Origin of the sequence: Ferrovibrio sp. (assembly GCF_036381655.1) — a bacterium.
In the GTDB taxonomy this organism is placed as follows: Bacteria; Pseudomonadota; Alphaproteobacteria; order Ferrovibrionales; family Ferrovibrionaceae; genus Ferrovibrio.
In genome coordinates, this window is the sequence record NZ_DASVCJ010000072.1 from 41,433 (window position 1) to 53,308 (window position 11,876).

10 protein-coding genes and 1 pseudogene are annotated in these 11,876 nt (G+C 66.2%); 4 read left to right on the plus strand and 7 right to left on the minus strand.

The genetic code is table 11. The features are described from left to right. Positions 1-6: 6 nt before the first annotated feature. Genes VF194_RS16595 through VF194_RS16605 form a run of 3 tightly spaced genes read right to left on the minus strand, consistent with a single transcriptional unit; the run spans position 7 to position 3,203 of the window. Entirely contained in the window at positions 7-1,539 is a 1,533-nt protein-coding gene (locus VF194_RS16595; protein WP_330892308.1) for an acyl-CoA synthetase, read from the minus strand. A 7-nt stretch (positions 1,540-1,546) separates the two neighbouring features. Continuing rightward, on the minus strand, positions 1,547-2,539 hold the full coding sequence (locus VF194_RS16600) for a nitronate monooxygenase family protein (protein WP_330892309.1): 993 nt from the start codon (positions 2,537-2,539) through the stop codon (positions 1,547-1,549). A gap of 28 nt (positions 2,540-2,567) precedes the next feature. After that, positions 2,568-3,203: a TetR/AcrR family transcriptional regulator gene (locus VF194_RS16605; RefSeq protein WP_330892310.1), complete on the minus strand. Its 636-nt coding sequence runs from the start codon at positions 3,201-3,203 to the stop codon at positions 2,568-2,570. 180 nt (positions 3,204-3,383) lie between these two features. Between VF194_RS16605 and VF194_RS16610 the strand changes: the two genes are divergently transcribed. After that, complete coding sequence (locus VF194_RS16610; RefSeq protein ID WP_330892311.1) at positions 3,384-3,860, plus strand: PAS domain-containing protein; 477 nt, start codon at positions 3,384-3,386, stop codon at positions 3,858-3,860. A 4-nt stretch (positions 3,861-3,864) separates the two neighbouring features. On the opposite strand, the gene VF194_RS16615 is transcribed toward VF194_RS16610, so the two are convergent. From VF194_RS16615 to VF194_RS19875, 4 genes and pseudogenes are all read right to left on the minus strand, one after another. Then, a complete protein-coding gene (locus VF194_RS16615) occupies positions 3,865-7,155 on the minus strand; it encodes an ATP-binding protein (RefSeq protein ID WP_330892312.1) in 3,291 nt (1,096 codons plus the stop codon). Between the two features lie 98 nt (positions 7,156-7,253). Then, positions 7,254-8,012, minus strand: coding sequence for a hypothetical protein (locus VF194_RS16620; RefSeq protein ID WP_330892313.1), 759 nt, complete (start codon positions 8,010-8,012; stop codon positions 7,254-7,256). 43 nt (positions 8,013-8,055) lie between these two features. Continuing rightward, positions 8,056-8,631, minus strand: coding sequence for an ATP-binding protein (locus VF194_RS19870; RefSeq protein ID WP_414656117.1), 576 nt, complete (start codon positions 8,629-8,631; stop codon positions 8,056-8,058). Positions 8,632-8,729: 98 nt separating this feature from the next. After that, positions 8,730-8,936: pseudogene (locus VF194_RS19875) on the minus strand (magnesium chelatase domain-containing protein); the annotation flags it as partial. A gap of 558 nt (positions 8,937-9,494) precedes the next feature. Between VF194_RS19875 and VF194_RS16630 the strand changes: the two are divergent. The 3 genes from VF194_RS16630 to VF194_RS16640 form a co-directional block, all read left to right on the plus strand. Next, positions 9,495-10,073, plus strand: coding sequence for a TMEM165/GDT1 family protein (locus tag VF194_RS16630; RefSeq protein ID WP_330892314.1), 579 nt, complete (start codon positions 9,495-9,497; stop codon positions 10,071-10,073). 53 nt (positions 10,074-10,126) lie between these two features. Continuing rightward, positions 10,127-10,663, plus strand: a complete 537-nt coding sequence (locus tag VF194_RS16635) for a hypothetical protein (RefSeq protein WP_330892315.1) — start codon at positions 10,127-10,129, stop codon at positions 10,661-10,663. Between the two features lie 135 nt (positions 10,664-10,798). Next, a partial coding sequence (locus tag VF194_RS16640) for a phosphoserine transaminase (RefSeq protein ID WP_330892316.1) occupies positions 10,799-11,876 on the plus strand: 1,078 nt, incomplete at its 3' end.

Below are 11,876 nucleotides of genomic sequence, written 5' to 3' on the forward strand. Positions count from 1 at the left end.
GTCGCTTCAGATTGCGCGGCCGGCCTGCTCCCAGTAGGGCGCGCGCAGCTTGCGCTTGAAGATTTTGCCCGAATCCTCGCGCGGCAAGCCGGTGACCACCTCGACGATCTTCGGCACCTTGTATCCGGCGACATGCTGGCTGAGGAAATGCCGCACCGCCTCGGGCGAGGGCGGCGCGTGAACGGAATCCGGCTCGACATAGGCGCAGAGGCTTTCGCCGAATTCCTCGTCCGGGATGCCGAAGACGGCGCAATCCTTCACGCCCGGCATGCCGATCAGCACGGATTCGATCTCGGCCGGATAGATGTTGACGCCGCCAGAGATCACCATGTCGCGCTTGCGATCGCAAAGATAGACGAAACCGTCCTCGTCGACCCAGCCGATATCGCCGACGCTCACCAGATCGCCGCGGCCGACCTCGCGGCGCTTGTCATCCAGGTTATGATAGGTGAAGTCGGGATAGTACGACGCCCGCATGTAAAGCTCGCCGATTTCGCCGGGCGGCAATTCGCGGCCATCGTCGTCGAAGACTTTCAGCGTGCAGCCCGGTTGGATGCAACCGACACTGCCGGGCTTGCGGCGCGCATCGGCCGCCGAGAGCCAGACGCAGATGCCGGTCTCGGTCGAGCCGTAATACTCGTTGATCACCGGGCCCCACCAGTCGAGCATGGCGAGCTTGACCTCGCGCGGGCAGGGCGCGGCGCCATGCACGGTGTTGCGCAGCGAACTCAGATCGTATTTGCGCCGTACGTCCTCGGGCAGTTTCAGCAGCCGCACGAACATGGTCGGCACGATATGCATGTGGCTGACCTTGTGCCGCTCGATCAGCCGCAGCATCTCTTCGGCGTCGAAGCGCGGCTGCAGCACGATGCTGGCGCCCTGGCGCGCCGCCGTCAGGCCATAGGAATTCGGCGCCGAGTGATACATCGGGCCGTTCATCAGCACGACCTTCTCCTCGTCCGCCTTCAGGCCGTAGACGACTCCGGCGGCGGCGGCATTGGCTGCCGCCTGTTCCGGCGTCGGCCGCTGGCGGCGCACGCCTTTCGGCCGTCCGGTGGTGCCGGAGGTGTATATCATCGAATTGCGCGGCGGCGCGGCGCTGGTCAGCGGCGGCTGCGTGCCGAGCCAATCCTCCCAGCGCGTCAATCCGGCGGCCTCGGCGGGGATGCCAGCGGCGATGCCGTAGGCTGCGGCGATCTCGGGCGGCGTCGGCACGACGAAGACATGCACGCCCTCGGGGACCGCGCCGGCGATGCGCGGCCAGAGATCGCCATGCACCACCAGCACCTTGGCGCCGGAATCGGTCAGGATGTAGTTGGCTTCCTCGGCGGTGAAATGCCAGTTGATCGGGGTCGCGTAAGCGCCGGCATGCGCGGCGCCGAGTGATGCCTCGAAGAAGGTGAAATCGTTGCGCATGTATAGCGCGACGACATCGCCGGCGCCGATGCCGAGCTTCTGGAAGCCGCCGGCGGCCCGGGCGGCGCGCTGCTGCAGATCGGCCTGCGAAAGCCGGCGGTCGCCGGAGATCAGCCAGGACATGGCCGCCTCACTCGGCCGCGATGCTGGTGCCCGCGCCCGCCAGGCCGAGTTCGGCCCGGGCGGCGTCGTACTCCCGCTTCAGCCGCGCCACCAGATCGGCCACGCTCGGGATGTCGTCGATGCTGCCGACGCCTTGGCCGGCGCCCCAGATGTCGCGCCAGGCCTTCGATTTCGAACTGCCGCCCGAGCCGAAGCTCATCTTGCTCTTGTCGGCCTCCGGCAGGTTGTCGGGATCCAGTCCCGCCTTGGCGATGCTGGGTTTCAGATAATTGCCGTGCACGCCGGTGAACAGCGAGGAATAGACGATGTCGCTCGCCGCGGTGTCGACCAGCATCTGCTTGTATTCCGGCACTGCGTTGGCTTCCTGCGTGGCGATGAAGCGCGTGCCCATATAGGCGAGATCGGCGCCCATCGCCTGCGCCGCCAGGATCGAACGGCCATTGGCGATGGCGCCGGACAGCACGAGCGGGCCGGAGAAGAAGCGGCGCACTTCCGAGACCAGCGCGAAGGGGCTCAGCGTGCCGGCATGGCCGCCGGCGCCGGCGCAGACCAGGATGAGGCCGTCGACGCCCGCCTCCAGCGCCTTCCTGGCATGGCGGATATTGATCACGTCATGCAGCACGATGCCGCCATAGGAATGCACGGCATCGACCACCTCGTTCGGCGCCCGCAGGCTGGTGATGATGATCGGCACCTTGTATTTGACGCAGACTTCCAGATCATGCTGCAGCCGGTCGTTGGTGTGATGCACGATCTGGTTTACCGCGAAAGGCGCGACCGGCTTCTCGGGGTGCTTGGCGCGGTAGTCGTCCAGTTCGGTGGTGACGCGTTGCAGCCATTGCTCCAGCATCTCGGCCGGCCGGGCGTTCAAGGCCGGGAACGAGCCGACGACACCGGCCTTGCACTGGGCGATCACCAGTTCGGGGCCGGAGACGATGAACATCGGCGAGGCGATCACCGGCAGGCTGAGGCGGCCTTGCAGGACGGCGGGAATGGGCATGGGCATTTCCTTTCGTTTCTTAAAATGATCAGGCGCGCCGGCGCTGCCGCGCCGGGGCGGTTTGCGGTTGAGGCGCCGCGCCGCGCGCCAGCAGCCGCATGGCGGCGCGATACAGCGTATCGAAGCTCAGCCGGCCGCCGAGCCGGCCGGCAAGATGCAGCGTGAGCAGGCCATGCGTGGTGGCCCAGAAGATATGGCCGAGCACCTCCGGATCGCCTTCCAGCTCGCCTTCGGCCACCAGATCCTCGATATAGGCCGAGACGGTGCGGCGCGAACGCGCTTGGGCGCGGGCGAGATCGGGGAAGTCGGCCGGATCGCATTGCAGGGCCTCATGCAGCAGGCGGTAGCGGTCCGGGTTTTCCAGCGCGAAGCGGATATAGGCCTTGCCGACCGCGCGGCCGCGCTTGCGGGCATTGCCGTTGCTCCTGGCCGCGGCCTCCAGCGCGGCGGCGAAATCCAGCAGGGCGGCGGTGCGCACCGCGGCAACGATCTCGTTCTTGTCGCGGAAATAGCGGTAGGGGGTCATCGCGCTGCAGCCGAGGTCTTCGGCCAGTTGGCGCATCGACAGGCCCTCCGCGCCATGGCGCGCCATGCGCTTTTCGGCGGCGGCGCAAAGCCGCGTGCGGAAGGCTTCGATCTCGGCCTGCGACAGAACCCTGGGCATAGATATACAGTGTAAATTGATGACTCGGATTTACAAGCGGATTTTGCCGCCATCGCCGACGCGGGCAGTGGAGGCCGACATAACCTGAAAATTACCTCGCGGCTTCCGGCGATTACCGGAAAATAATTCAGTATTCCGGCAATGCCGCGTTCTGATGGCAGGCATCGGACGGAGTCGGACATGATGATGCAATTGAAGCGGCGTATTCTAAATCTCGGCGGCGTCGACAGCACGGTGCCGGCCCATCCGCAGCTGGAGGCGTTGCGCCGTTTATGGATGGAAAAACGCGGCGACCGCCCGGCTCCCGGCCGGGCCGATTTCACGATCGAGGATCTGCGGCCGTGGTTCGGCCATCTGATGATCCTCGACTGCCTGCCCGGCGGGGATTTCCGCTACCGCCTCTATGGCAGCGATCTTGCCATGCAATTCGGCTTCGACCTGACGGGCCGCGACGTGTCGGAGGCCAGCCGTATGATCGGCGAGAAGCCGCTGGAGGAATACCGCGAGGTTCTTTTCTCGGGCAAACCGCTTTACGTCTCGCGCTCCAGCCCGTCCTCCCACAAGCATCTGTGCGTCGACAAACTGGCCCTGCCGCTGGCCGACGGCAGCGCGATCACGAAAATCCTCGGCGCCATCTATCTGTCTGAGCAGATCTGACCGATCATCCGGCGGCAAAGCTCGCGGCGCCGAATTCCCGTATCATCCGCTCGGCCCAGGCCGCCATGCCAAGCCGCCGGAATTCGGCAATCGCCTGATCGGCGTAACGGCGGGCCAGCGCCGGCTGCCCGGCTTTGCGTTCGATCATGGCCAGATCCAGGGCGCATTTCGCTGCCAGCGGCGCCATGCCGAGATGCTGGGCGCGCTGTTGGGAATCCAGGATATCGGCGCGGGCAGTCTCGATGTCCTGGCCTGAAGCCAGGGCAATCGCGCCCCGCAGCCGGATCGCGTAGCACGCATAGCCCAGCTCGTATTCCTGCCTTGCCAGATCGATCGCCATCTGAGCGTATCGCGCCGCTTCTGCGGCATCGCCGGCCAGCAGGCAGCTTTCCCCCAGGCGCGTATACCAGCGCGACCTTCCGGCCGAGATGCCGATGTCTTCGGCGGTGCGCACTGCCCGGCGCGTAAGCTGCAGGCTTTCGTCATGATTGCCGAGATAGGCCTGCAGCAGGCCGAGCTGGGAGGCGACGACCGGGATCATGAAGGGAATGTCGCGTTGATCGGCAATGCCGAGCGCCTCGGCGGTCTCGTCGCGGGCACGCTCGTAGTCGCCGCGGATCAGCAGGACGAAGCCCAGGGCGGATTTCGAGTAGACCTGATCGAAAGGCCGCTGATGGCGGCTTTCGGTTTCGCTGACATGGGCGAATTTCTCGGCCTCCTCGAAATGCCCCAGCTCCGCCAGCGACAGCGCGATCCAGCGTCCCGTCATGACCAGCGGCAGGCTGGGCAATCCGAGGCTGGCCTGGGGATCCAGCGCCGACAGGATCGCCAGATTGCGCTTGAGTACCGCGACCGATTTGCGGAAGTGGCCAAGCGCGTGCAGGGCCTGGCCGAGATAGATATGCGGCGCAACCAGCAGACTGGGATTGGCGGTTGCCCCGGCCAGGCGCAGCGCGGTCAGGCACAGCTTGCGCGAACTGCGCGGATTCTGCGTCAGGTAAGCATGGCCGGCCATGAAGCCGGTGATCTGCGCCAGACGGCTGCGGTCGCCGAGGCGGAGGGCGGCTGCATGGACGCTGTTCAGGATCTGGCCGACCTTCTCCATATGCAGCAGCGGGACATGCGCCGCGCGCAATTCGAGCTGCACGTCGATCGCCTCGGCCAGCCGCAACCCCTCCGGGTCGGCCCGCGCCAGGGCGGCGATCGCATTCTCGAACAGCCGGACGGCTTCGCGGTTGGCCGACAGATAAAGCGCCCGGCGGCCGGCTGCCCGGCAATATTCGACGGCTTTCTCCCACAGGCCGCCGCGGAAAGAATGATGCGCCAGTTGCTCGATGGCGGGCGGCGATACGCGGTTGCTGCTCAGGATATTGAACGCGAGCGCATGCAGTTCGCGCCGGCGGCGCTTCAGCAGGCTGGAATAGCAGACCTCCTGAATAAGGGCATGGCGGAATGCAAAAAGCGGCTTGGGGAAATACGCGACCTGCCGGATCAGTTCGTGCGCCTCCAGAACCCGCAGGCTTTCACGCAGGCTGTCGGCCGGCCTGCCGGCGAATTCGGCCAGGATGTCGGGCGGAAACTGCTCTCCCAGCACGCTCGCGGAGAGCAGCAGGTCCTTGAGTGCGGGCGGCAGGCGATCGACGCGCTCGGCGATCATCGCCGTCACGGAGGCCGGCGCATCGAAGCGGCCCGGTTCGCGCAGCAGCCGCCGCGCGCCGGCCTCGCCGCCAAGAATGCCGGCATCGACCAGGGTCCGGATCGTCTCGCGCAGGAAAAGCGGATTGCCCTGACTATGGTTGGCCAGCAAATGCCGCAGGCCGGGCGCGATGGTCTTGGCGACCAGCCGGTCGATCAGTTCATCGGCCTCGGCTGAATTGAGGCGGTCCAGGCGAAGCGTGCGATAGGCCGGCCGGTCGCTCCAGGCGGGATTGAAATCCGGCCGGAAGGAGGCGAGCAGGAGGATCCGGTGCTGCGCGATCGCATCGGCCAATATGCCGAGCAGATTGAGCGTGGCGGAATCGGCCCGCTGGATATCCTCGATGATCAGCACGAGTGGCCGCTGCTCGCTTTCCTTCAGCAGCAGGGTGCGGACCGCCGCTATCGTCATATGGCTGCGGATGTCGGGATTGAGCAGGGGCCAGTCCGGCGGTACGGCCCCGGTTTCCAGCAGGTCGGCCAGCGGCGCATGCAGCTCCAGGGAGGCGGGCCCAAGTTTCTCCAGATGACGCTGGACGGCCTCATGGCGCTGCGCCGGCGGCATGGCCGCCAGCCCGAAGATCGACGACAGCAGATGCCGTATCGGATGAAACGGCACGGTGCCGGCATAGCGCTCCAATGTCGCACGGAAGACCGGAATCGAGGCACCCTGGAGTTCCAGGAAGCGTTCTATGAAGCTGCTTTTGCCGACGCCGGCTTCGCCGACGATGCCGACGAAGCGGCCCTTGCCCAGCAGCGTCGACCGCAAGGCGCCGGCCAGTTCCGCCAGTTCGGAGGCGCGGCCGACGAAGACCCTCTCGACCGCTTCGCTCGCCGGGGCATGCTGCTGCCGCGGGCCGCGCAGCTCAAAAATCTCGAGCGGCTCTTCCAGTCCCTTGACGGCCACCAGGCCGAGCGAATGCGTCTCGATTTCGTGGGCAACAAGCTTCTGTGTCGCCGCGGTCATGACGGCTGTGCCCGGCAGCGCGGCGTTCTGCAGCCGGGATGCGATATGCACCGCGACGCCCGTGGCGTCGTATTCCATGCTGAGGTCGTTGGCGGCCTGCCCGACCACGACCAGGCCGGAATGCAGGCCGATGCGCACGTTGAGATTGGGCGTGGAGGCCCAGACCTGCTGGATGGATTCGACGATGCGCAGGGCGGCGTGGCAGGCGGCGACGGCATGATCTTCGCGCGCCGAAGGCGCGCCGAACAGCACCATCAGCCCGTCGCCCAAGGTCCGCACCACGGTGCCGCCGCAGGAATGTACCGCCGCGGTCATGACGCCGAGCGCGCGCGAAAACAGATCATGCGCTTCCTCGGGGTCGGAATCGCGGATCGCGGCGAGTGAGCCGATCATGTCGACGAACATGATGGTCAGCAGCTTGCGCTCGGACGGGCGCAGCGGCGACGGGGCCGCGCTCTCGCCCGGAGGGCCGTCCACGGCGGCGCCGCAGAAGCCGCAGAAGCGCGCCTGCGGCGCACAGGCCTGCCCGCATTGCCGGCAGACGAGCGGCGCAGATTGGCCGCAGCTGCTGCAATGCCGGGCCGCGGCCGGCATAAGCGCGCCGCATTCGGAACAGAACCTCGATCCGCTCATTCTCCGATCCACGCCCGGAACGTGACGATCGGACCAGCTACTCTCTGGCCAGACTTAAGTGACAACTCTACTCACTGGCCGCTCAACCCGGTGGCCACTCAACAGATCGCCTCCACCAGGCAGGCGACCGCCACGGCGCATTGCGACGCGACGACCGTCTTCGGCTCGCCCCATGCGCGTTCTGGGGCATGGCGTGCAATGCACATGCGGATATCCCGTTTGTCATGCGGTCCGCTCTCCGTCACTTTGATCGCCTTGATCAGGCAGGACCGGTTAGGCGGCCGCAGATCGGATTTCGGGCCGAGCACGGTCCAATCGGCAGCGACGAGATCCTTGCTGCCGAGCACCAGTTTCGCCGCGACCGACAATGTTACGGCCTCCTTGCCGGCGGCCGCGCCTTTCACGCTGCCGGCAACATGGAAATGGCCGAAGGGCGCATAGAATGCACCGCTCCAGGCGGCGTCGGGCCCCGCCTTGAACTCGGGCGCGACGATGCTGAGATAGAAAAGCTTGCCATCCGTTCTCTTGGCGGCGCCGGTGAATTGTGCGGCTGGCGGCTTGAGCTTCTCCGGCGGTGCGCCAAGCAGGTATTGCATCACGTCCAGGCCGGTCCTGCTGAGTTCATCGATCGCGCCCAAGGGCAATGGGCCGGGGTCGTCGCAGTCGCCGCTGGGGGCCACAAACATGCACGACATGCTGGTCTTTCCTCTGTGAACGTTGGTGCGAAACGCGGAAACGAACGCGGGAAAGGCAGTTGCTGTCTGGTTCTTCGCGCCTGATTGGCTGCATGCCCGGCATTCGCCGGGACGAACCGATCGCTTCTCCCTGGTTTTTTGAATCGATCTAATCAGGCGCAAAGGCGATCTGTTTGTGCAACTACAGACCGGATAGCAGCAATCGTTAACGCCAAGCTGTGATCAAACGGTGACAGCCGGAACAAGCATGTTTCACGCGCCGGGGGGCAGCGCGCGAAAGCAGCGTGCGGGCAACGCGCAGCACGCGATGATAGCCGCGGGCGGTAAGCTGCATGGCGGCGGCTGCCTTGCTCAGCAACTCGCGGCCGGCGGCATCCGGCGTTGCTACGCGTTCCAGCACTTCGCCGTCGGCCTCGGCATTGGTGCGGATCGCCTTGGCGCCGTTCGCTGGAGCGGCATAGCGCGCCCGCTGGATATCGCGCGCAGCGGCGACGCGGCGGGCCACTTCGGCGCTGCCTTCGCGCGGCCTGGCGCGCAGTCCGCCGCCGATCAGCGCCGCCATCGCGGCGTTGTGATGCGGCGCGCGAAACGGCCGGCGCCGGGTCAGCCTGCCTTCGCCGAGCAGGCCGGTCAACGAGGCGATCATGCTGGCCTCGAGGATCTCGTTCGAATCGAGCGGCGGCAGGATGCCGGGCAGGCGCTGCGCCAGCATCGACTTGCCGGCACCCGGCGGCCCGATGAACAGGAGATTATTATGGGCACCGGCCGCAGCGACCTCCAAGGCCCGCTTCGCCGTCTCCTGGCCCTTGATGTCACGCAGATCAGACCGCGATCCTCGGCATGCGCGGCGATCGCCGCCGGCAGGATGCCGCTGACCGCGCTGATCGCGCCATCAAGCCCGAGTTCGCCCAGGGCCACGAAGCCGTCCAGCGCATTGGGCGGCGGCACGCCCATCGCGGCCAGCAGGGCAAGCGCAATCGGCAGGTCGAAATGGCTGCCTTCCTTCGGCAGGTCGGCCGGTGCGAGATTGACGGCGATGCGCTTGGGCGGCAGCGCCAGGCCGATGGCGCCGAGCGCGCCGCGCACCCGCTCGCGGCTTTCGCCGACCGCCTTGTCGGCAGGCCGACCACGGCAAATGCCGGCAGGCCATTGGCAAGCTGCACCTGCACGTCGACCGGCATCACCTCGATGCCCTGGAACGCCACCGTTCTACAGCGCGCGACCATTGCCAGCCTGCCTCATCCCCCGCTTCTCCCGTTTTGATCCCTACGCTGTCGCCTGGAGATTGCAACATCATCCGCGCCTGCACGCGGGAGGAATATTCCTGCATGCAGATCGTGGGCTTGCGCCGACCGGGACATCGCCGCCGGCCGGCAACCTCCGCTTGCTTGATCGCCCCACCGATCCGGGCTAAACCTCTGCCGCACCCTTTGGGGAGTAGCCTCCCGCCGGCCGTCGGGCCAGAGCGGGGGAGGCGTCAACAGACTAGGCGGCACGACCAGCATCTGCTGCCTTGGCGCTTCCGGCCGGACATTCTTCGATGTCGCGCCTGGCGAGACCTTAGGCTTGCACCATCGGCACCCGGACCGGGCGGCGATGGGCAGCCTTCGGTATTGCCGCCGTCCGGTCCATGTGAACTGCCCCGTGCCCAGCCTCTCCGCCTTCGCTCCCTTCCTGACCACCACCGGCATCGTTGCCATCGCCGAAATCGGCGACAAGACGCAATTGCTCAGCCTGCTTCTGGCGGCCCGGTTCGGCCGGCCGCTGCCGATCCTGGCGGCCATCCTGCTTGCCACCATCGCCAATCATCTGCTTGCCGCCTGGCTCGGCGTCTGGATCGACGATCTGGTCGGCGGCGCCGTGCTGCGCTGGGCGCTGGCGGCGTCGTTTCTGGCGATGGCGGCATGGACGCTGATTCCCGACAAGCTGGAGGATGACGAAGCCTGCGTGAAGCGCGCCTGGGGCGCCTTCTGCACCACGCTGGTTGCCTTCTTCCTGGCCGAGATCGGCGACAAGACCCAGATCGCCACCACGGCGCTGGCGGCGCGCTACAGCTCGGTGGCGATGGTCGCGATGGGCAGCACCCTGGGCCTGTTCCTGGCCAATGCCCCGGCCGTGCTGCTGGGCAAGCAGGTGATTGCCCGGCTGCCCATGACCCTGGTTCGGCGGGTCGCCGCGGCAGCCTTCGCCATCCTGGGATTGGTGACTGCAATCGGATGGTGACGAAAGCGCGCCGGCGTGGATAATGGGCGCACGATTCTGCTCCCGATCCCGCCATGGCGAAGGTCAACGGAAAAACCTACAAGAAGGCCGAAATCGAGACGCTGCTGAAGGCCCTGCAGCGACAGACGAAGCAAGCGCGCAAGATGGCGGAGGAGGCGATCGCCTTGATCACCCACTCCGCCTACGAACCCTATTACGATTATCGCCAGGCGCTGACCGAAATCGAAGGCGTCATCGTGCTGATCGAAGATCGCATGGCGAATGCCGAACCCGAAGCCGTGGCGCAGCTCAAGGACTATCACAGCGGCCTCATGGTCGATCTGCTGCGCATGAAGATCGACGTCATGCTGCGCATCTTTCCGGCGCTGGAGGATGCCGAAGTCCTGCCGATGGGGACGCAGCGGGTCTTCCTGACCGCCATCTGGGAACTCAAGGAGACCGTGGATCGCATCGATCGCGAGCATATCGAGGGCATCCTCGACGACGATTCCCGCAAGCGGCTGACAGTGGCGGAGACCATCCTGCGCGAGGTGGCGGAACGGGCGCCGTCGCTGCTGGAATTGGCCGAGCAGGAAGCCAAGGCCGAATAATCATAATTCCGATCAAAATCGTCGCAGTCGGGTTGCGGATGCCGATTGCGCCATTGCGCGCGCCGCCGAGTCCGAGTAGAAGGGCGGCGGGACACGCCCCCCCAACGGGGCGCTTCTATCTGGAAGGATAGCGATATGGCAAAGCCTGCTGCGCGGCCGAAATCCGCGCATTTTTCCTCCGGCCCTTGCGCCAAGCGCCCCGGCTGGACCCCTGAAATCCTCAACAACGCCCTGGTTGGCCGCTCGCACCGCTCGAAAGAGGGCAAGGCGCGGCTGGTCGAGGCGATCGAGCTGCATCGGAAAGTGCTCGGCATCCCGGCCGACTACAAGATCGGCATCGTGCCGGCTTCCGATACGGGCGCGGTCGAGATGGCGCTGTGGTCGCTGCTCGGCGCACGCGGCGTCGATGTGCTGGCCTGGGAAAGCTTCGGCTCCGGCTGGGCTTCCGACATCAACAAGGAACTCAAGCTGGCGGATGTCCGCACGCTGAAGGCCGGTTATGGCGAGATCGTCGATCTGAAGCAGGTCGACTGGAAGCGCGATGTCGTCTTTACCTGGAACGGCACGACCTCCGGCGTGAAGGTGCCGAACGGCGACTGGATTCCGGACGACCGCGAGGGTCTTGCCATCTGCGACGCCACTTCGGCGGTTTTCGCGATGGACCTGCCCTGGTCGAAGCTCGATGTCGTCACCTGGTCGTGGCAGAAGGCGACCGGCGGCGAGGCGGCGCATGGCATGCTGGTTCTGAGCCCGCGCGCCGTGCAGCGGCTGGAAACCTATAAGCCGGCATGGCCGCTGCCGAAGATCTTCCGCCTGGTCAAGGACGGCAAGCTGATCGAAGGCATCTTCAAGGGCGACACCATCAACACGCCGTCGCTGCTGTGCGTGGAGGACCAGATTGATGCGCTCAAATGGGCGCAGAAGATCGGCGGGCTGCCGGCGCTGATCGCTCGCTCCAAAGGCAACCTCGCCGCGCTGGAAAGCTGGATCGCTGAGTCGAGCTGGGCACGGTTCCTGGCCGAGGATCCAGCGGCGCGCTCCAATACCAGCGTATGCCTCAAGATTGTCGATCCCGATGTGGCCGCCCTGCCGGCGGCGGACCAGGCCAAGTTCGCGTCGGCCATCGCCGACCTGCTGGAGCGGGAGGGCGTCGCCTATGACATCGGCTCCTATCGCGACGCGCCGGCTGGGCTGCGCATCTGGTGCGGCGCCA

Coding starts and splice junctions, on each gene's coding strand:
- VF194_RS16595 (WP_330892308.1), bottom strand. CDS start 1,539: ATGTCCTGGCTGATCTCCGGCGACCGCCGGCTTTCGCAGGCCGATCTG.
- VF194_RS16615 (WP_330892312.1), bottom strand. CDS start 7,155: ATGAGCGGATCGAGGTTCTGTTCCGAATGCGGCGCGCTTATGCCGGCC.
- VF194_RS16600 (WP_330892309.1), bottom strand. CDS start 2,539: ATGCCCATTCCCGCCGTCCTGCAAGGCCGCCTCAGCCTGCCGGTGATC.
- VF194_RS16605 (WP_330892310.1), bottom strand. CDS start 3,203: ATGCCCAGGGTTCTGTCGCAGGCCGAGATCGAAGCCTTCCGCACGCGG.
- VF194_RS16610 (WP_330892311.1), top strand. CDS start 3,384: ATGATGATGCAATTGAAGCGGCGTATTCTAAATCTCGGCGGCGTCGAC.
- VF194_RS16635 (WP_330892315.1), top strand. CDS start 10,127: ATGGCGAAGGTCAACGGAAAAACCTACAAGAAGGCCGAAATCGAGACG.